Source organism: Eisenbergiella massiliensis (genome assembly GCF_003435485.1).
Window position 1 is genome coordinate 1 of record NZ_QVLV01000036.1, and the last position, 20,385, is coordinate 20,385.

Sequence of the window (20,385 nt, forward strand, 5' to 3'; positions counted from 1 at the left end):
ACTGATTAAAACAGCGCTGTGCGCCGCCTTTTCAGCGGCGAACAAGTCGCACGATTGTAGTGCATGGACGCGCTGAAATCTATGGTGTTTAGGATTTTCAGCTTATAATGCCCTTGCTGCAACAGCACCCGGCCCACCTCCTCCACAACGGTTCCCTTTGGATCGGAGCACACATATGAGCCATTCATCTGGAGTAGGTTCGGTTTGATATGGTAGCGTGTCTTGCCGCTTCCGCTACCACCAATCACAAGAACATTCAGATTGACGTTCCTTTTTTCAGGGTCGGCAATCTTGCCCAGGGTCAGGCGTTCCGTATCGGTCAACAGGATATTTTGTGAAAAATCGGGGTTGATGAACGGCTCTATATCTTTTTGGGTGCCCCATCGGGCGGTGCCGTATTCTTCCCCGTGTCGGTACTTCTTGGCGTTCTTTGCCTTGAAATAGAGAATGGCCCTTACCAGCACAGCCGCAGCAGCACCCACGAAAAGATCAAACGGGTGCAGGCTGGGGAACGGATTTTGAAAGACCGTACCCAGCGTGGTAAATGTGCCCAGCACCTTATCCAGAATATCCGCGCCGGTTGTCAGCCGGTAGGCTTCTCCCAGCTTGGTACACAGCAGCCCGATGATAACATAGGGCAGACTGGCTTTGAGCACTTGGGCCGCGTTGATTTTCGGCAGCTTCTTCATCGCTCCACCTCCTGATGTTTATTTCGGGAGAGGGATTGGGCCATATTTTTGACCACTTCCTGAAGCTGCGCAATCCGTCCGCGAACAGAGGGCTTTTCCTGGGCCTTGCGCTTAACCACTTTGCCGGAATATTCCGCAAAGGCGGCAGTCAGCGCGTCCGCGTCACGGCTTTTGAAAAATACCAGATAGCGCGGCGGCTGTGAGGTGGTATCCTTTTTCAGTGCAAAGTCAACACCATATTTCCGGGCAACCTGTTCAAAGGACTTGATATTACCGTCCGTCACCTCGATATTGGAAACGCCTGCGCCCTGCCGGACAAGGTGCTTTACACTTTGCTTTCCCTTATAAACTTTGGGATTCTTCTGGCTTTTCTCCATTTCCGCCAGGCACTTGCGAATGGCCGCTTTCAGTAAATTGGCAGACAGTTTGCCCGCTTTAATGCTGATAGCCACGGCCTTTTTTTCCATTTCTTCCTGCATGGGCTATTTCCTCCTTTCCGGCAGGGTGAAAGTGGAAAAGAGAGAATCTAAGGCGGAACCACCAGCCTGTGCAGCAGAAACCGCAGCAGCCGGTGGCGCAGGTCAGCAGGCTTCTTCATGGCCCTGGCTCCTGATTTTCAGGATACCGTCCAATGTGGTGGCCGTAATGCCTAATCGCTGGGCAACGGCAATATCGTTTTTTACGGTTTCGTCCACCTCATCACCACAGACGATAAGAACATGACTGCGGCGAAGCAGATCGCGGGCCATATCAATCCCGTCCTTGTGTTCGGCGGGAATCGTGTCATTCAGAAAATGCGGCAGATACAGAATCGGGCAGATTGGCGTGAAGCCAGCCTGATAGACCTTGCGGCAATAGACAACGGCCTGATCGGTGTCCGTAAACTCCTGGCCGGTCCATGCGGCGGTAATGTAAGCAAAAGGTTTTTTCACGGGGTCGCTCCTTTCTCCAGCGTTGTGCCGGGTGGCAAATGAACGGCCCCGTGTCAAGAATAAAATGAACGCGCACCGTGCGCGTTCTTGACACAGTGCCGTTCATTTGCAGTTGGGTAATCAAGGGCAAACCGGATAAGACCGGCTTGCCGCCCTTATTTGATTATGAAAAAAGCAGTTACCCGCTACCGTACAGGTCGTGGTTGACCAGTGCGGTGTAGTAGCTGCTGATTGTGGTAGGCGCATTATAGAGCGCCGTCAGGAGATAGGCCCGGATATTCCGAACCTTTGTTGTGTTTTGGTGCAGGCTGTCCATCACATACTCTATGTGGCTGGAATCCAGCTTTAAGAGCCTGCTTTTGACCACCTCGTTGGGATAGTCCTGGCCGCCAATGCGGATCTGCTTTCTGGTGGAGCAAACTGTGTCTACCAGAATTTCAAGCATTTCATCTAACATATCCCGGTCATAGCCCACACGCTCACAAAGATGGTCGTACTCAATGTTCTCTTTCAAAATCTCCCGATAAATCCGTATCGTATCAATCCTATCAGCCGCCGCAGGTGGTTTATCTTCCGTTAGCCTTGCTGCCGGATAGATAGATGGATCGGTATCATTCGATTCAGTATAATTCTTATCAGTATTGATTGTCTCCGATTTTAGGAAGTCAAGACTTCCCGTTTCCGGAAGTGCAGACTTCCGCTTTTCGGAAGTCTTGACTTCCTCCCTCCGAATGAAGTTTTTGACATAGATTTTGGTGGGGCGGCCCTGGCCCTGCTTCTTACGCTCAATCAGACCCACCTTGTCCAGTTCGGTAAAAAGGGCTACCGCTTTGTTGTGGCCGCAGCCCATCGCGCCCATCGCTTCCTCCAGGGTGAAGTAGATGAACACCCGGTTTTGTTCGTCCAGCCAGCCGTTGCGTATGGAAAGCCCCATACGGTCCAACATCAAGCCATATAGAATTTTCGCGTCGCCAGTTGTCTGTTTGAAACCGGGGTCGGTGAACAACACCTTGGGAATCCGGTAAAAGGTATATTGCTCTGCCTCGGTGCCATAGAAGTATTCCAATGCGCCCGGCTCGGCCATGTTTTCGCCCCCTTTCCTGGGAACGGCTGCCCGAAAAAGGGCGCGAAAAAGGGACACCGTAAAAACAGTGTCCCTTTTCGTGCATGTTGCCTTAAACCCTTGCCCGTTTAGCCGTCTGCCGTATTATTTTTTAGTTTCCTTAATCGGCACCAGCTAATGCTGTCCAGGGTTTTATAATTTACAAACGTCTTGTGTTTCAAACAGGATATCATACAACTAACATTTCTATCTTTCACAGAGATTTCAGCTGTACAGCTTATTTTCTGCCAAATACTCAAATCTAACAGAACATTACATCCTGTCAGGCGCCGAAAATCCCAGCAGTTCAATACAAGTCTCCAGAATCTCCTTCGTCAGCACCAGCAGCGCAATCAGTCCGGCCTTCTTCGCCTCATCTTCTTCCGAAATAATCTTCGTTTCATGATAGAACCGGTTAAAGGCATTGGCCAGATCATAAATATACGCGCAGATTTTATGGGGCGCGCATTCGGCGAATGCAGTTTCCATCATGGTATTGAATTTGGCGATTTCCATCATCAGCGCCTTTTCATCCGGGCTGATGGCAGGGGCAAGCTCCAGATTTTCAAGGCTGCCGCCCTGATCCTGGTATTTTGCCAGAATGGATTTGATACGCACGATGGTGTAAAGGATATACGGGCCGGTATCGCCTTCAAAGGAGGTGAAACGATCCACGTCGAAGCTGTAGTCCTTCGCGGCCTGGTTGGAAAGATCGCCGTATTTGATGGCTGCCAGTCCGACGATTTCCGCAATATTCCTTGCTTCCTCTTCCGGCATTTCCTGACGGCTTTCCACGATTTTGCGGAACATTTCCTCATCGATGTCATGAATCAGGTTTTCCAGGCGCGGCACGCCGCCGTCTCTTGTCTTAAAGGGCTTCCCATCCTTGCCGTTTACCGTGCCGAAACCGATGTGCACCAGCTTTGTATCGTCTCCCACAAGCTTCGTCTTGCGGGCGCAGCGGAATACCTGCTCAAAATGCATGGCCTGGCGTTTATCGGTGATATAAATCATGATATCCGGATTGTATTTCGTCACACGTTCACTGATGGTAGCCAAATCCGTGGTGCTGTAGAGGGCGGCGCCGTCGGATTTTAAGATGATGCAGGGAGGGATTTCCTTCGTATCGCTTTCTTCCTTCACATCAACCACAAGAGCGCCTTCGCTTTCGTATGCATAGCCGCCCTTCTTCATTTCCTCCACCATATCCGCAAGCAGATACTGTACGGTAGATTCCCCGTTCCAGAGATCGAATTCCACATTCAGCTTTTCATAGTTGCGCTTCATATCCGCCACGGATACGCTGATGATATGATCCCACAGGGCGCGGTGTCCTCTTACGCCGTTCTGCAGCTTAAATGTATTCTCCATGGCTTTTTCCTTATAAGCGGGATCCTCTTTGGATTTGCCGCTGGCCGTGGGATAAATTTCCTCCAGCTCGGAAATGGTAAAGGGAGCCTCCTTGGGATATTCCCCGGTGAAGCTTTCGTCAAAATAAGGCAGCTCCGGCTTTCTCTCCTGCAGCTCCGTTATGATAAGCCCCATCTGCAGTCCCCAGTCTCCCAGGTGGATGTCTCCGATAACCTTGTAGCCTGCATAACGGGCAATTCTCTTGACGCTTTCCCCGATTACCGCTGAACGAAGATGTCCCACATGGAGGGGCTTTGCCACATTCGGTCCGCCGTAATCCACGATAACGGTCTTTTCTTCCTCAGGAGTTTCCAGGCCGAATTTATCCGCCGCTTCCATCCCTTTAAGGTAGTCACATAAAAATACGTCGGAAACCTTCAGGTTCAGAAAGCCCGGCGCCACCGCGTTCACTTCTGAAAATACGGCGCTGTCCTTCAGCTTTTCGGCCACCTCGCCGGCTATCATAATCGGCGCTTTGTGATATTTCTTGGCGCCTGCCATAGCGCCGTTGCACTGGTATTCACAAAGGTCCGGACGGTTGGAAAGGCTTACCTTTCCCAGTTCCTCGTCATAGCCGGCCTCCGCAAACGCCTTTCTCATTTCCTCTGAAATGGCATCCAAAATCTTTTTCATGGCTGATCTCCTCTGCACATTTATCTTTGCAACTGTTCCGCTTCTTCACAGTTGCTTTTCATTTTTATAATGGCCCAGACACCTGAACCGCTGCTTTTTCATAGTAATTCAGACACTGAATCTTTACTTTTTTCCATAGCAGCCCATGCACCTGATCCTTGACTTCTTCTAAAACAGCTCAGGAACCCGAACCTTTGCTTCTTTCACGCTCCGCCTTTGAAAAAACACACCCGCAGTAGTCCTGGCGGTATAATCCGTATTTTTCCGAAAGCTCCACGGAGCGTTTATATCCGTTCTTTTTCTTGAAATCCGAGGGAAGGAAGGCGACGCCGTACTCTTCTGCCAGTCTGTTTCCAATCTCATTGAGCTTGTCCGCATTTTTTAAAGGGCTGATGGTAAGGGTGGTTGTAAAATAGTCAAAGCCCTGCTCTCTGGCAATCCGTGCAGCCTCCCGCAGGCGGATTTCATAACACTTAAAGCAGCGTTCCCCGCCCTCCGGCACCAGCTCCAGGCCTTTTGCCGCCGCGAAAAAACGCTCCGGATCGTAACGGCCCTCTTCCGCCAGAATACGGTTTTTGCAGTCTCCGTCCGCTTCTTCATTCATTTCCCGAATCAGGCGCTTCTGTTCCGCCGCGCGCTTTTCATATTCCTCACGCTCCGTAATATTGGGATTATAGTACAGGACGGTGATGTCGAAATATTGTCTTAAATATTCCAGCACATAGCTGCTGCAGGGGGCGCAGCAGCTATGCAGAAGAAGCTTTTTTTTCGATTCTTTTTCCGGAAGCTGCCGGAGGAGCTCATCCAGCTGCTTCTGATAATTTACTTTATTCATTTCACCTGTTTTATAGTTTTGCGATATCTATTAACGATAATTCATTGCTCTTTGTTTCCAGACTTCCCACAAGCGCCCTTGCGGTATCCAGGCTGGTCAGGCAGTTGACGCCCGTTTCTATGGCGGTTCTTCTGATCAGGAAGCCGTCCCTGGATTTATCCCGGCCCTGGGTGGGCGTGTCGATAACCAGGTCGATTCGGTGTCCCAGGATAAGGTCCATCACCGTAGGGGATTCCTGGTTGATCTTATTGACCTGACGGGCCTTGACGCCGGCTTCTCTCAGCGCCGCGGCAGTGCTTCTGGTGGCGTAGATGATGTAGCCCAGCTTTTCAAAACGGCGGGCGATTTCGATTGCCTCTCCCTTGTCCGCATCCTTTACCGTGATGATCATCTGCTTATGCCTGGGCAGATCCACGCCCGCGCCCAGGAAGGCTTTGTAAAGCGCTTCGTTAAAGGTTTTGGCAATGCCAAGGCATTCGCCTGTGGATTTCATTTCCGGCCCAAGGCTGATTTCCGCGCCGCGGATTTTTTCAAAGGAGAATACGGGCATCTTGATTGCCACATAGCCTGCCTCCGGCTGGAGCCCGGGTTCATAGCCCAGGTCACGGATTTTCTTGCCAATAATGACCTCGGTAGCCAGATCCACGATGGGAATTCCCGTCACCTTGCTGATATAGGGCACCGTCCTGGAGGAACGGGGATTCACTTCAATCACATAAACATCTTCGCCCACCACGATGAACTGGATATTAATCAGGCCGATTACATGAAGGGATTTTGCCAGCCTTCTTGTATATTCGGCAATGGTGGCCTTTACCTTTTCACTGATGGTCTGGGCCGGGTATACGGAAATACTGTCGCCGGAGTGGACGCCTGCACGTTCGATATGCTCCATGATGCCGGGGATCAGGATGTCGGTGCCGTCACAGACCGCATCCACCTCCAACTCCTTGCCCTGCAGATACTTATCCACAAGGATGGGATGATCCTGGGCAATCCGGTTGATGATTTCCATAAATTCTTCAATTTCCGTATCGGAAATGGCAATCTGCATGCCCTGTCCGCCCAGTACATAGGAAGGGCGCACCAGAACCGGATAGCCCAGCTTGTTGGCAACAGCCTTGGCTTCCTCCGCCGTATACACGGTGCCGCCGGAGGGTCTGGGGATTTCGCATTCTTCCAGAATCTTGTCAAACAGCTCCCTGTCCTCTGCGGCGTCCACGTTTTCCGCGCTGGTTCCCAGAATGGGAACTCCCATTTTCATCAGGCTTTCCGTGAGCTTGATGGCAGTCTGCCCGCCGAACTGCACCACCGCGCCGTCTGGATGCTCGATGTTTACCACATTTTCCACATCCTCCGGTGTGAGGGGTTCAAAATACAGCTTATCCGCAATATCGAAGTCGGTGCTGACCGTCTCCGGGTTGTTGTTGATAATCACGGTCTCATAGCCTTCCCTGGAAAAAGCCCAGGTGGCATGTACGGAGCAGTAATCGAACTCGATGCCCTGTCCGATTCGTATCGGGCCGGAGCCCAGGACCAGGACCTTTTTCAGGGGCTTTGTTTCCACCGCTTCATTTTCCCCGCCGTAAACGGAATAGTAATAAGGTGTGCTGGCTGCAAATTCCGCGGCGCAGGTATCCACCATTTTATAGGAAGCGACGATGCCGTTGTCATAGCGCATCTGCTTGATTTCGGCTTCCGGCAGGCCGGTGAGGCGGCTGATTACATTGTCCGGGAATTCAATGCGCTTCGCTTCGCGCAGCAGCTGTACCGTGAGCGGCTGCGTTTGAAGGGCCTGTTCCATTTCCACAAGTATGGCTATTTTATCGATGAACCAGTGATCCACCATGGTGATTTCATGAATCGTATCATAGTCGATGCCCTTGCGAATGGCTTCGGCAATGACATAAATTCTCTGATCATCCACTTTTTTCAGGCGTTCCTTCAGTTCTTCCGCCGTAAGCTCTGAAAAATCATAGCTCAGCAGGCAGTCCACATGCTGTTCCAGGGAACGGATGGCCTTCATCAGCGCGCCTTCAAAGTTATTTGCAATACTCATAACCTCTCCGGTCGCCTTCATCTGGGTGGTCAGCGTCCTTTTTGCCGTAATAAACTTATCAAAGGGCAGACGGGGCAGCTTCACCACACAGTAGTCCAGTGCGGGTTCAAAGCTTGCGTAGGTCTTTCCGGTAATTGCGTTTTTGATTTCATCCAGCGTGTAGCCCAGGGCAATCTTAGCCGCCACCTTGGCGATAGGATAACCTGTAGCCTTGCTTGCCAGCGCGGAAGAACGGCTGACACGGGGGTTGACCTCGATCACGCAGTATTCAAAGCTCACAGGATGCAGGGCAAACTGGACGTTGCAGCCGCCTGTGATCTGCAGCTCATCAATAATATTCAGGGCGGCGCTTCTGAGCATCTGGTATTCCTTGTCGCTCAGGGTCTGGGAAGGGGCGACAACGATACTGTCGCCGGTATGCACGCCTACCGGATCGATGTTTTCCATGTTGCAGACAGTGATGCAGTTTCCGGCGCTGTCACGCATTACCTCGTATTCGATTTCCTTCCAGCCGGCAATGCAGCGTTCCACTAAAACCTCGCCCACGCGGGAAAGCCGCAGGCCGTTTGCCAGAATCTCTTCCAGCTCCATCTGGCTGTGGGCGATGCCGCCGCCGGAACCGCCCAGGGTATAGGCCGGGCGAAGCACTACGGGATAGCCGATTTTCCTGGCAAAAGCCACGCCGTCTTCGATATTTCTTACCACCAGGGAGGGAGCGCAGGGCTCGCCGATTTTTTCCATGGTGTCCTTGAATTCCTGTCTGTCCTCCGCCTTGCGGATGGTCTGGGAGGTGGTGCCCAGCAGCTTCACATTGTGGGCCGCCAGGAAGCCGGATTCGTCCAGCTCCATTCCCAGATTCAGGCCGGCCTGGCCGCCCAGGGTGGGGAGAAGGCTGTCCGGCTTTTCTTTTTCAATGAGCTGTTCCAGAACTTTTACGGTCAGAGGCTCGATATAAACCCTGTCCGCGATATCCCTGTCCGTCATGATGGTTGCGGGGTTGGAGTTGACAAGCACCACCTCCACGCCCTCTTCCTTCAGGGAACGGCAGGCCTGGGTGCCTGCATAGTCAAATTCAGCGGCCTGGCCGATAACGATAGGGCCGGAACCGATGACCATTACTTTTTTTACATTGGGATCCTTTGGCATCTTACATTCCTCCATTCATCATCGTAAAAAACCGGTCAAACAGGTAGCCGGAATCCTGAGGCCCCGGGCAGGCCTCGGGATGGAACTGCACGGTGAAAATATTTTTTCCCGTATAGCTTAAGCCCTCGTTTGTTCCGTCGTTGACATTGATAAAAGCAGGAACTGCCACTTTGCTGTCAAGCTTGTCCATATCCACAACATAGCCGTGGTTCTGGGAGGAGATATACACTCTTCCGGTGGACAGATCCTTTACCGGATGGTTACCGCCCCTGTGGCCGTATTTCATCTTAAAGGTATCGGCTCCCGTAGCCAGGGCCATGAGCTGGTGCCCCAGGCAGATGGCAAAGATCGGGATGTCCGTTTCATACAGCTTTCTGATTTCAGCGATGATGCTTTCACATTCTTTGGGGTCTCCGGGGCCGTTGGAAAGCATGATGCCGTCCGGCCGGTCCGCAATGATTTCCTCCGCGCTTGTAAGCGCCGGATACACGGTGACGTCGCAGCCTCTCATGGCGAGGGAGCGGGCGATGTTATCCTTGGCTCCCAGATCCAGCAGGGCCACCCTTTTGCCGGCTCCGCTCAGTTCTTTTACCAGGGAGGGCTTCTTTTCTTTCTTCCCGGAAAGGAAGTCTTCCTTATTAAATACGGCGCTTCCGGAAAGCGGGCCGTTATCAGCCAGATCCTTCACGCCCCTGATTTCGTATTTGGCCTCGCAGGTTACCTTTTCCACCACCTTGCCAGTGGTGTATTCTGCCAGCCGCGGCAGGATTTTTTCCAGGCAGTAATCTGCGTTGGTGGTTATCATGCCGTTCATGGTTCCTTTTTCTCTCAGGATTTTCGTCAGCGCTCTGGTGTCAATGCCTGCAATTCCAGGCACGCCGTGTATCTCCAGGTATTCCTGGATCGTACAGTCGGAGCGGAAATTACTTGGCATTCTGGACAGTTCTCTTACGATAAAGCCGTCCGGCCAGGGTCTTCTTGATTCGCAATCTTCCCTGCATACGCCGTAATTACCAATCAGCGGGTACGTCATACATACGGCCTGTCCTGCATAAGAGGGATCTGTCAACACTTCCAGATAACCGGCCATCGATGTGTTAAATACGATTTCACTGATTATCTCTTTTTCGGCCCCGATATGAATTCCTTCAAATACCGTGCCGTCTTCCAGTATCAAAAATGCCTTCATTTTCATCTGCACATCCTTTCCCATAATCGATTAATTGTATCACAAATGCAAAGGGCGGGCAATCATTTTTTCCTTCCGGCAGTTCAAGAAAGTAACAGTTCAGCCTTCGGCCGAACTGTTACTGCATCCACCCATGATAAGTCGCCTTCGGCGAGGGGCGGATGCCTGCTGCCACCACGTTTTCTCACGGATTGCGCAGTGAATGCGCAAACCTGCCTGAACTGTTACTAAAGAAATCCCACAGCAGCCGCCGTGGGATTTCAAAATACATCTGTTTATTTAAAGTAAGCTACGCCTGATTCAAAAATCTTCAGATCCTGTTCGCCGTAAATATTCACGGCAACGCTGTCGCCTCTTCTTTCCACATGGGCCATCTTTCCGAGGATACGGCCGTCGGGGGAGGTAATGCCCTCAATAGCGGCATAGGAGCCGTTTACATTCCACTCCTCATCCATGGAAATATTGCCTTCCGGATCGGCGTACTGGGTTGCCACCTGGCCGTTTTCAAAGAGTCTGCGGATCCAGTCTTCGCTTGCCACGAAGCGGCCTTCGCCATGGGAAGCCGGGGTTACATAGGTCTTGCCCAGCTGCGCGCCAGCCAGCCAGGGTGATTTGTTGGAAACCACCTTGGTGTATACCATCTTGGAAATGTGGCGGTTGACTGTGTTGAAGGTCAGGGTCGGGGAATCCGCCGTCTGTCCGGCAATTTCACCGAAGGGCACAAGCCCCAGCTTAATCAGGGCCTGGAAGCCGTTGCAGATTCCAAGGCAGAGGCCGTCGCGTTCGTTCACCAGCTTCATGACCGCTTCCTTAATCTTCGCATTCTGGAAGGCGGTGGCAAAGAATTTGGCGCTGCCGTCAGGTTCGTCGCCTGCGGAGAAGCCGCCGGGGAACATGATGATCTGGGCTTCATTGATGGCTTTTTCAAATTCTCCCACGGAATCCCTGATGTCTTCGGCGCTCAGGTTCTTAAATACCTTGGTCACCACGCTGGCGCCGGCGCGTTCAAAGGCTCTGGCGCTGTCGTATTCACAGTTGGTTCCCGGGAATACGGGGATGAATACGGTGGGCTTTGTCACCTTGTTTTTGCAAACATAGATGCTGTCAGCCTGATACAGACCGGTATTTACAGGATCTGTTTCCTGGCTTGCCCTGGTGGGGAATACTTTTTCCAGGGTTCCCTTCCATGCGGCAAGCATGTCGTCCAGAGCGATCTTCACCTCTCCGAAGGTAACGGCAGGCTCTTTGGTAATCGTACCAATCAGCTCGTAAGCTGTGTCAATCAGGTTGAATTTATCAGCGGGAACTTCCGCGATAATGTCGCCCAGGGAGTTTTCAAACAGTTCCTTCAGATCCGCTTCCTCGCTCAGCTCAACGCCCAGATGATTGCCGAAGGCCATCTTGGGAAGAGCTGCCGCGGCGCCCTTGCTGTCAAGGGCATAGGCGGAAACGATCACGCCGTCGCGGATCATTTCGCTGATCCTGTCATAGAGTTCCATAACGCTTTCATAAACAGGAATATCAAAATCATCTCTTTCCAGGCAGAAACGGACTATTTTGCTGCCGGGAATCTTAAATTCCGGAGTGATAATATTCTTTTCTTTAGCCACATCCACTGCAAAGGATACCAGTGTGGGCGGTACATCGATATCGTTGAAGGTTCCCGACATGGAATCCTTGCCGCCGATGGAAGGGAGGCCGTAGCCTACCTGTGCGTCAAAAGCGCCCAGTAGCGCCGCGAAGGGCTGGCTCCATCTTTCCGGTTCCTCTGTCATCCTGCGGAAATACTCCTGGAAGGTGAAACGGATCTTATGGAAATCTCCGCCTGCAGCCACGATTTTCGCCATGGATTCCGTTACCGCGTAGATTGCGCCGTGGTAAGGGCTCCAGGAGGACAGGTAGGGATCAAAGCCGTAGCTCATCATGGTCACGGTATCGGTCTTTCCCTTCAGTACCGGCAGCTTGGCCACCATGGCCTGGGTTTCTGTCAGCTGGTATTTGCCGCCGTAGGGCATCAGCACGCTGCCTGCGCCGATGGAGGAATCAAACATTTCCACCAGCCCCTTCTGGGAGCATACATTCAGGTTGGAAAGCAGGGTCAGCCATGCTTTCTTTACGTCGCCCGCTTCCAGCGCTTCTCCTGCCTCGGGCACCGCATATTTGTCAAAATAGCTGCTTCCTTCCGCCGGGATATCCACATAAACATTGGTTTCCTGATGCGCGCCGTTGGTATCCAGGAAGGCTCTTGAAATATTTACTATCTCTTTGCCTCTCCAGGTAAGAACCAGGCGGGGTTCCTTCGTAACCACAGCCACGCTTACGGCTTCCAGGTTTTCTTCCACGGCATAGCCTAAGAAGGTATCCACATCTTCGGGAGCCACTACCACCGCCATTCTTTCCTGGGATTCGGAAATAGCAAGCTCAGTGCCGTCCAGGCCCGCGTATTTCTTGGGCACCTTGTCCAGATCCACGCGAAGGCCGTCAGCCAGCTCGCCGATGGCAACGGATACGCCGCCTGCGCCGAAGTCGTTGCATTTCTTTATCAGCCTGCTGACCTCTGCCCTGCGGAACAGTCTCTGTATTTTACGTTCTGTGGGAGCATTGCCCTTCTGCACCTCAGCGCCGCAGGTTTCAATGCTTTCCTCCGTATGTACCTTGGAGGATCCGGTTGCGCCGCCGCAGCCGTCCCTGCCGGTGCGTCCGCCCAGGAGGATGATGATATCGCCGGGGTCAGAGGTTTCACGGATGACATTTTTTCTGGGGGCAGCGCCCATGACAGCGCCGATTTCCATACGCTTCGCCACATAGTTGGGATGATAAATTTCCTTTACATAGCCGGTAGCCAGGCCGATCTGGTTGCCGTAGGAGGAATAGCCGTCAGCCGCGCCGCGCACCAGTTTTTTCTGGGACAGCTTGCCCTTCAGGGTATCCGCAACAGGAACCGTAGGGTCGGCCGCGCCGGTCACACGCATGGCCTGATATACATAGCCGCGTCCGGAAAGGGGATCGCGGATGGCGCCGCCCAGGCAGGTGGCCGCACCGCCGAAGGGTTCGATTTCGGTCGGATGGTTATGCGTTTCATTCTTGAAGAAAACAAGCCATTCCTCGGTCACCGGGCCGTCGCCGTAATCCATCTCCACGGGCACGATGACGGAGCAGGCGTTGATTTCATCGGATTCCTCCATATCCTGGAGCTTTCCTTCTTTTTTCAGCTTGCGCATTCCCATGAGTGCCAGATCCATAAGGCAGATGAACTTGTCATCCCTGCCCTTAAAAATCTCCTCCCTGGTATCCAGATAGCTCTGGTAGGTGCTTTCCATGGGCGTCCTGTAATAGCCCTCGCCGAATTCCACGTTCTTCAGCTCGGTGGAGAAGGTGGTATGGCGGCAGTGATCCGACCAGTAGGTATCCAGTACGCGGATTTCCGTCATGGAAGGATCTCTTTTTTCTTCCCCGGCAAAATAGTTCTGGATATGCTTGAAATCCTTAAAGGTCATTGCCAGGCCCAGAGAGGAATACAGAGCCTTCAGCTCCTCCTCGGGCAGATCCTTGAAACCGTCAAAAATTTTCACATCCGCGGGTTCTTCAAACACGGTTTCCAGCGTTTCCGGCTTTATCATATCCGTTTCCCTGGAATCCACAGGGTTGATGCAGTATGCCTTTATTCTGTCAAACTCGTCATCCGTCAGCTTTCCGGTAATCAGATAGGTTACCGCCGTCCTGATGATAGGCTCTTCCTCTTCGTTCAAAAACTTCACGCACTGCAGGGCAGAATCCGCTCTCTGGTCAAACTGTCCGGGCAGAAATTCCACGGAAAAAACTCTTCCGTTCTCCGGGACCTCAATCTGTTCTCTGTAAAGAATATCTACCGGCGGTTCGGAAAACACCGTGGTGCAGGCCTTTTCAAAAACCTCGTCGCTGATATGCTCCACATCGTAGCGGATGAACATCCTCACATCCTCTACTTCCTTCAGGTTCAGATAGTTCTTCAGATCGCCTTTCAGTTCCTTCGCTTTCACGGCAAAAGGGGCTTTCTTCTCTACATAGATACGTCTTACATTTCCCATGAATGGCTCCTCCAAATGTTTGTGGCCGGCTTTTCTTTTTTCCCAAGCGCCGGCTGCTTGGAGCATGCAAAAAACTATCCTCCGCAATATACATCAGTCCTGCGGAAATGAATTCCGTTACACGCTCCACCCTGCTGACAGCAGCCTTTTTCCTTCCCTGGCAAATCCTGGCGCTGTCCTGCAGGCGGGCATTCTCTTCTTATTATACAAAATCCGCGGGGTTTTTCAATGCAAATTGTTGAAATTAAGTGAAGTTTGTAAGTCAGGCCAGGCTTTGCCTGCCGCCGGGTGCTTTTTATGTCCGTCCCACGGCGAAAGTCACAGAAAACCGGGAACAGGCGGTGCGAAACTGTGCAGGATGCCAGCATATACCGGAAATTCCATTGCCACCCTCCAGGGCGTCCGCCATTTTCCTGCGGATTTTCCCGGCTTAACCTCTTTCATTTTACAGGGTATCGATCCCCAGCACATTTTTCGCAATAATGCCTATTACAAAGGAAATCACCGCCACGGAGAGGGATATCACCGCCATTTCCCCAAACCTGCGCAGAAACGGCTCTTCCTTTGCAACGGATATATAATAGTTAAAAAACAGGATAATCAACAGGACCGTCACGATCATGACGCCGAAGGCCGCCGCATACATCTGGTTGGGAAACAGCAGGTAAGGCAGTACCAGAAGCGCCACTGTAACCAGATACGCTGCGCCGGTATAGACGCTTGATTTCAATGCTTTTTCGTTGCCGTCGGCGCGCTCCGCCAGATAATTGGAGGCCGCCATGGAAAGCGTGGCCGATATCCCGGTGATTATGCCCGTCATGGCGACCAGCCGCGTATTGGCCAGCGCAAAGGTCACACCCGCAATGGCTCCCGTCAGCTCCACCAGCGCGTCATTCAGGCCCAGGACCATGGCTCCCACATAATGCAGACGCTCTTCGTCCAGCATGCCGTAAAGCTCTTTTTCATGACGCCTTTCATCCTCCAGCATCATGGCCGCCTGGGGTATTTCGGACTTCATGTTTTCATAAATTTCCCCGCTGATCTGCTCGTCCTTCTGCATGCGCTTCACCACAAAAGTAAAACCCAGAACCGCTGACAGCAGCTTCAGCCAGAAAATATGGAAGCCCTTCGGCCTGACCTCCTCCTTTGTCACCGATTTCCATACGCCGGCATGTTTCTGTTCATCCTGCGCCATTTGCCTGAATATCTTCCGGTTGTTTTCATCCTTCTGCCTTTCTGCCAGATAAGAATATAAAACAACTCCTGTTTCCTCATCGGCCTGCGCCTTTATCACTGCCTTTCTTAATTCTTCCTTCAGTTCCGCCATCCCCATTTCCTCCTTTTACCAGAAATACCAACGTCAAAAAATCAACTGCCGCCGCCTTTTTCCCTATACCGCAGCCTTCTGCGTCCTGTTAATATTTTACAGCCCCTTTTTAATAAAATCAATCATTTACAGGCATCCTGACGTTTTGTGCCAATATCTTAAATTATAGCAAAATTTCTAAATATTTATTTAATTTTTAATGTAATTGCTTTTTTTCGGTATTTTTGTGTGCTATTATGTTCACATTATTTAAGAGTAGATTTTTTATGGCCGTCCGGACCATTAATGCAGGGCTGCCAGTACAGGAAAAGAAAGCTTAAGGGAATGCCTATGAAATATTTTAAAATGTTTTTAAAGAAGCTGCTGCGTTATGTTTTAAAGCCGCTGTCCTTTCTGCCGGCGCTTATGATGATGTTTGTAATATTTAATTTTTCCGCCCAGGACGGGACAGCCTCCAGTTCAGTGAGCAGTACGGTGAGCGTAAGGTTCGTCCAGGTGTGTGACAGAGCCCTGGACAGGGGATGGAGCGATGCGCAGATCGCGCATTATGCGGAACGGATTGAACATTATGTACGCAAGCTGGCGCATGTGACGGAATACTTCCTGCTTGCCGTCGCCGTATCCTTCCCCCTGTATGTATACCGTCTGCGGGGCTGGCGGCTGGTGCTTGCCGCCGGGCTGTTCTGCGTGTGCTTCGCCGGGCTGGACGAATGGCATCAGTCCTTTGTGCCGGGCCGTTCTCCCTCCCCAAGGGATGTGGCAATCGACAGCATCGGTATCTTTGCCGGGATTGAACTGACACGGCTGATCTGCTTTATTGGGCGAAAGACCATTTTCAGGCCGCTTTCCATAGATGGAAGGCAGGAGGAAGAGGAACGGCAGGACGATGGGGAGGATTCCTTTCGGGAAAGACGAGATTACAGAAAATCTCTCCCGGACAGGGGCAAACAGGGGGCGGAGCCCGCATACACCCATCGTTATACAGGTGAGCTTCCTATCGTAAAATAAAAGGCAAGATAAAAGGCAGGTTCCTGAATGCAGGGGCTCTACTGTTTTTACTGTTTTACGGTTTTCACTGATTTTGCGGCGTTTACGTATTTTCCTACGGGAAAACGGAAACGCCGTTTTTTCATGCCGTATGCCATGGGGAGGGGATTATTTCTCCTGCCCATACAACTGTGAAAGCAGGAAAATTTTTTTCTTCTGCCAAGGCAGGAAAATGTAAGAAAAATTTTTATTATTGACATATCCGGGCCGATATGCAACAATTGTTATGTAACATATGTTATACATCAATTTTTTGAAAGAAGGATTCCCTATGCCGCCTGCAGCCAGGATAACGAAGGAAATGATATTGAATACTGTTTTGGATATTACAAGAGAAGCGGGATTTGAAGCGGTAAACGCAAGAAGCATCGCAGGAAGACTGCAGTGCTCCACAAGACCGATTTTTACCTGCTACAACAGCATGGAAGAACTGAAAGCCGGATTTCTGGACTTCGCCTATGATTTCTATAGCCAGTATGTGGCTGATTACAGCGCTTCCATCAAGGTAAGCCCCTGCCTGCTCCTGCCCCTCTCATACATTGAATTTGCCCGGGACGAAACCAATCTGTTCAAGCTGTTATTTATTAAGGATATGGATTTGGAAATGGCAGAGGCCATGGATTTTTACAGGGAAAAAGGGAATGAAAAGAAGGCCGGGATTTTTTCGGAAGCCATCGGCGTCGAACCGGAACGGGCAAAAGAAATATTTCTGGACCTGTTCCTTTATTCCCACGGCATGGCAGTCTTAACAGCCACGAAAAAGTTATCGTTAGACAGAAACGCTGCGGAAAAAATGCTGTCCAAGCTGCTGTCCGCCCTGGTCAGGCAGGAAAAACCGGATTGGGAGCTGCCCGGCGCCTGATTTACATAACCGGAAAAAAGCCGGTAACCAACCGGGGCGAAAGCCCTTTCAGCCTGCTGGTTAAGGCTGTATCCAGGCAAACTCACGGCATACAGGAGGTATCCCATGAAAACAAACAGGTATTTAACTGATTTTTACAATAACTACGACGAGGACAGCCGGCTTACGGTAAAGCATGGCTCAGTCGAGTTCCTTACCACCATGCATTATATAGGAAAATACATAAATCCCGGCGACCGGGTGCTTGAAATCGGCGCAGGGACAGGCAGATATTCCCATGCGCTGGCACGTCAAAGCCATACTGTTGATGCGGTGGAGCTGATAGAGCATAATATAGAAATTTTCCGCAGGAACACGCTGCCCGGAGAGAACATAACTGTCGTCCAGGGCAATGCCCTGGATTTGTCCGCTTTCCAGGACAATACGTATGATATTACATTGCTGTTAGGCCCCCTGTACCATCTTTACAGCAGGGAAGACAAACAACAGGCCCTGCGCGAGGCGATCCGTGTGACCAGGCCGGGAGGCGTCATTTTCGCAGCCTATGTTATCTCCGACGGCTGTCTCCTTGACGAGGGCTTCCATCGCGGCAATATCAATGTGGCCCAATATATTAAAATGGGGCTGCTCGACTCCCGGACATTTGCCGCCAGTTCGAAACCGGAGGATTTATTTGAGCTTGTGCGGAAAGAGGATATCGACGATCTGATGTCCATATTTCCCGTCACCCGGCTGCATTACGCCGCGTCAGACGGCTGTGCTTTATTCATGCGGGAAGCTGTTGACGCCATGGATGACGATACCTTTGCTCTGTTTTTGAAATACCATTTTGCTACCTGCGAGCGGGAGGATCTTCTTGGCATTACGAGCCATGCACTTGATATTTTCCGAAAATAACCGCAGTATCCGCTTCTCCGGTAATTTACACAAACAGTTTCCGATAAAAAAGGCTGCGCCCATTCCGTTTCTGCAGATCAGAAAACGGAATCGGGCCGCAGCCTTCCTTTTTTTATACACTTACATCAGCTGTACTGTCACAGGCCGTCCGCCTGCTTTTCAGCAAGAATCAGGCACTCATAGGGCTTCAGCACGACTTTGCCCTCCACCCTGGCTCCATCGGCCACTCTCGTATAGGTATCGGGAAGCTCCGCCTCCACTTCCGAAGCGTTGAAATTCTGAAGGAACCAGAGGTTTCTTTCCCCCTCTCTGCGGGACGCTGTGACGCCGTAGGGCAGCTTTCCGGTAAACGCGCCGTCCACATTGTTTTCCCCTGCCAGCTGTGCGTAAAAAGCCCGCAGGAAATCCGCTTCCGTTTCGCAGGCCAGATAATATGCCTTGCCATTTCCGTACCTTTTACAGGTCAGCGCGGGAAGCCCTGCGTAATAATCGGCCTCATAGGATGCCAGCACCTCCGTGCCGGATCCGGGCACCACATGGGATACCTCGCGCAGACAGCCTGTCTGATAGGATTTTCCCCCGAAATAAATACTGTTGGGATGATATTCGTTGGCCGCATCCATTTCCTCGGTGCAAATTCCCAGCACCTCCTCCAGCGGGTGCCTGTCCAAAATGCACAGGTCAGTTTCATCCACCACGCCGCTGAAATAGGTGGATACATAGCAGCCGCCGGCCTCCACATAGGCTTTCACCTTAGCCGCATAGCCTTTTTTATACAAATAATTCAGAGGGGCCGTTACAAGACGGTAGCCGCTCAGATCGCTGTCCTCATCCACAAAATCCACATCGATTCCCATTTCCCAGAATGGCCTGAAATGGGCCAGCACCGTATCCAGATAGGCCATATCTCTTCTCGGCCCCTGGATATCCTCCAGCGCCCACCAGTTTTCCCAGTCAAAAACAATGGCTGCCTCAGGCCGGTTGCAGGTGGGATAAACGGCGTCCGAAATCTGCTCCATACGCTGTCCCAGGGCGGACACCTCGCGGAAAACACGGGTATTGCTTCCATTTCTGTGATCTACCACCGCGCCGTGGAATTTTTCCGAGCTTCCCCGGCTCTTCCGCCACTGGAAATACTGGACGCTGTTGCTGCCGCAGGCAACGGCCTGGAGGGAAGAAAGCTCATGCAGGCCGGGACGCTTCTGGGTATTCACCGGCTTCCAGTTCACAATGGACGGCGTGCTTTCCATTAAAAGGAAAGGCGCCTTTTTCAGACTGCGCATCAGCGTATGGCAGGCCGCCGCCCGCACTGCGATATCCACCTCGTCCTTTTTACTGTGCCATTCCGGATAGGAATCCCAGGAAATAATATCCAGCTGGGGCGCGAACTTGAAGTAATCCAGAGGCTTGAAAAATTCCATCATATTGATGGTGACGGGCAGCACGCTGTATTTGAGCACGGCATGGATTTCTTCCTTACAGAAATCCTGGATCTGATGGCTGACGAAACGCTTCCAGTCCAGATTCAGGCCGTGCAGGCCGTTTTCTCCGTTGGGCACAGGGCTGTGGATCTGGGACCAGTCGGTATAGGTATGGCTCCAGAAGGTGGTCCACCAGGCATGGTTTAAGTTGTCCAGGGTTTTATATTTTTCCTTCAGCCACTCGCGGAAAGCCTGCTGGCAATGCGGGCAGTGACAGGACGCGTCGGATCCGTTGCCGCCGTATTCATTGGAAATATGCCACAGGATCACGCCAGGGTGGTTTCCCAGATGGCGGGACAGCTCGTGGTTGATTTTCTTCATCTTTTTGCGCATCACAGGGGAGGTATAGCAGAAATTGTGTCTCCTGCCCGGCAGATTCCTCACGCCGTCCGGCCCCATCTGCCTTACCTCTTCATATTTGGCCGTCATCCAGTGGGGCATTGCGCCTGTGGGTGTGGCCAGGATGGTGTAAATGCCGTTTTCAAACAAACGGTCAATGATTCTGCGCAGCCAGCCGAAATGGAATTCCCCTTCCTCCGGCTCCAGCTTCGCCCAGGAAAAAATCCCCAGGGAAACGCAGTTTACGTGGGCCTCCTTCATCAGCCGGATATCCTCCTCCAGCACCTGGGGGCAGTCAATCCACTGCTCCGGATTGTAATCCCCGCCATGAAGGAGATGGGGATATTTGGTGATAATTTCTTTCATAATG

At 51.7% G+C, this 20,385-nt stretch carries 14 protein-coding genes; 3 read left to right on the plus strand and 11 right to left on the minus strand.

The features are described 5' to 3' along the window. Positions 1–5 precede the first annotated feature (5 nt). From DXC51_RS27390 to DXC51_RS27440, 10 genes are all read right to left on the minus strand, one after another. Entirely contained in the window at positions 6–689 is a 684-nt protein-coding gene (locus DXC51_RS27390) for a type IV secretory system conjugative DNA transfer family protein (RefSeq protein ID WP_243003283.1), read from the minus strand. Next, positions 686–1,168 (minus strand): PcfB family protein, encoded by a 483-nt coding sequence (locus DXC51_RS27395; RefSeq protein WP_021639618.1) that lies wholly within the window; start codon positions 1,166–1,168, stop codon positions 686–688. The genes DXC51_RS27390 and DXC51_RS27395 overlap by 4 nt, the downstream gene beginning before the upstream one ends. A gap of 102 nt (positions 1,169–1,270) precedes the next feature. Beyond that, positions 1,271–1,621, minus strand: a complete 351-nt coding sequence (locus DXC51_RS27400; RefSeq protein WP_021639619.1) for a DUF7768 domain-containing protein — start codon at positions 1,619–1,621, stop codon at positions 1,271–1,273. Positions 1,622–1,799: 178 nt separating this feature from the next. Further along, a complete protein-coding gene (locus DXC51_RS27405; RefSeq protein WP_025489027.1) occupies positions 1,800–2,705 on the minus strand; it encodes a DUF6017 domain-containing protein in 906 nt (301 codons plus the stop codon). A 291-nt stretch (positions 2,706–2,996) separates the two neighbouring features. Beyond that, positions 2,997–4,766, minus strand: a complete 1,770-nt coding sequence (gene argS / locus DXC51_RS27410) for an arginine--tRNA ligase (RefSeq protein ID WP_021639622.1) — start codon at positions 4,764–4,766, stop codon at positions 2,997–2,999. 178 nt (positions 4,767–4,944) lie between these two features. Further along, on the minus strand, positions 4,945–5,601 hold the full coding sequence (locus DXC51_RS27415; protein ID WP_021639623.1) for an epoxyqueuosine reductase QueH: 657 nt from the start codon (positions 5,599–5,601) through the stop codon (positions 4,945–4,947). 10 nt (positions 5,602–5,611) lie between these two features. Beyond that, positions 5,612–8,806, minus strand: a complete 3,195-nt coding sequence (carB, locus tag DXC51_RS27420; protein WP_035323905.1) for a carbamoyl-phosphate synthase large subunit — start codon at positions 8,804–8,806, stop codon at positions 5,612–5,614. 1 nt (position 8,807) lies between these two features. Beyond that, on the minus strand, positions 8,808–9,995 hold the full coding sequence (locus DXC51_RS27425) for a carbamoyl phosphate synthase small subunit (RefSeq protein WP_025489025.1): 1,188 nt from the start codon (positions 9,993–9,995) through the stop codon (positions 8,808–8,810). A 275-nt stretch (positions 9,996–10,270) separates the two neighbouring features. Next, complete coding sequence (locus tag DXC51_RS27430) at positions 10,271–14,062, minus strand: phosphoribosylformylglycinamidine synthase (RefSeq protein WP_025489024.1); 3,792 nt, start codon at positions 14,060–14,062, stop codon at positions 10,271–10,273. A 445-nt stretch (positions 14,063–14,507) separates the two neighbouring features. Next, positions 14,508–15,389, minus strand: coding sequence for a VIT1/CCC1 transporter family protein (locus DXC51_RS27440; protein ID WP_198168687.1), 882 nt, complete (start codon positions 15,387–15,389; stop codon positions 14,508–14,510). 330 nt (positions 15,390–15,719) lie between these two features. On the opposite strand from DXC51_RS27440, the gene DXC51_RS27445 reads away from it, so the two are divergent. From DXC51_RS27445 to DXC51_RS27455, 3 genes are all read left to right on the plus strand, one after another. Then, complete coding sequence (locus DXC51_RS27445; protein ID WP_083493059.1) at positions 15,720–16,397, plus strand: VanZ family protein; 678 nt, start codon at positions 15,720–15,722, stop codon at positions 16,395–16,397. Between the two features lie 310 nt (positions 16,398–16,707). Further along, the gene (locus DXC51_RS27450) at positions 16,708–17,298 is read left to right on the plus strand and encodes a TetR/AcrR family transcriptional regulator (RefSeq protein ID WP_035323912.1); all 591 of its coding nucleotides are present in this window, start codon (positions 16,708–16,710) and stop codon (positions 17,296–17,298) included. A 105-nt stretch (positions 17,299–17,403) separates the two neighbouring features. Further along, positions 17,404–18,195, plus strand: coding sequence for a class I SAM-dependent methyltransferase (locus DXC51_RS27455; RefSeq protein ID WP_021639635.1), 792 nt, complete (start codon positions 17,404–17,406; stop codon positions 18,193–18,195). Positions 18,196–18,332: 137 nt separating this feature from the next. Here DXC51_RS27455 and DXC51_RS27460 read toward each other — a convergent pair whose 3' ends face one another. Further along, a complete protein-coding gene (locus tag DXC51_RS27460) occupies positions 18,333–20,381 on the minus strand; it encodes a beta-galactosidase (RefSeq protein WP_021639636.1) in 2,049 nt (682 codons plus the stop codon). Between the last annotated feature and the right edge of the window lie 4 nt (positions 20,382–20,385).

Bases quoted from the DNA above. Each gene is read 5' to 3' on its own strand.
- DXC51_RS27390 (WP_243003283.1), bottom strand. From the start codon at position 689: ATGAAGAAGCTGCCGAAAATCAACGCGGCCCAAGTGCTCAAAGCCAGT.
- DXC51_RS27395 (WP_021639618.1), bottom strand. From the start codon at position 1,168: ATGCAGGAAGAAATGGAAAAAAAGGCCGTGGCTATCAGCATTAAAGCG.
- DXC51_RS27405 (WP_025489027.1), bottom strand. From the start codon at position 2,705: ATGGCCGAGCCGGGCGCATTGGAATACTTCTATGGCACCGAGGCAGAG.
- argS (WP_021639622.1), bottom strand. From the start codon at position 4,766: ATGAAAAAGATTTTGGATGCCATTTCAGAGGAAATGAGAAAGGCGTTT.
- DXC51_RS27415 (WP_021639623.1), bottom strand. From the start codon at position 5,601: ATGAATAAAGTAAATTATCAGAAGCAGCTGGATGAGCTCCTCCGGCAG.
- carB (WP_035323905.1), bottom strand. From the start codon at position 8,806: ATGCCAAAGGATCCCAATGTAAAAAAAGTAATGGTCATCGGTTCCGGC.
- DXC51_RS27425 (WP_025489025.1), bottom strand. From the start codon at position 9,995: ATGAAGGCATTTTTGATACTGGAAGACGGCACGGTATTTGAAGGAATT.
- DXC51_RS27430 (WP_025489024.1), bottom strand. From the start codon at position 14,062: ATGGGAAATGTAAGACGTATCTATGTAGAGAAGAAAGCCCCTTTTGCC.
- DXC51_RS27440 (WP_198168687.1), bottom strand. From the start codon at position 15,389: ATGGCGGAACTGAAGGAAGAATTAAGAAAGGCAGTGATAAAGGCGCAG.
- DXC51_RS27445 (WP_083493059.1), top strand. From the start codon at position 15,720: ATGAAATATTTTAAAATGTTTTTAAAGAAGCTGCTGCGTTATGTTTTA.
- DXC51_RS27450 (WP_035323912.1), top strand. From the start codon at position 16,708: ATGCCGCCTGCAGCCAGGATAACGAAGGAAATGATATTGAATACTGTT.
- DXC51_RS27455 (WP_021639635.1), top strand. From the start codon at position 17,404: ATGAAAACAAACAGGTATTTAACTGATTTTTACAATAACTACGACGAG.
- DXC51_RS27460 (WP_021639636.1), bottom strand. From the start codon at position 20,381: ATGAAAGAAATTATCACCAAATATCCCCATCTCCTTCATGGCGGGGAT.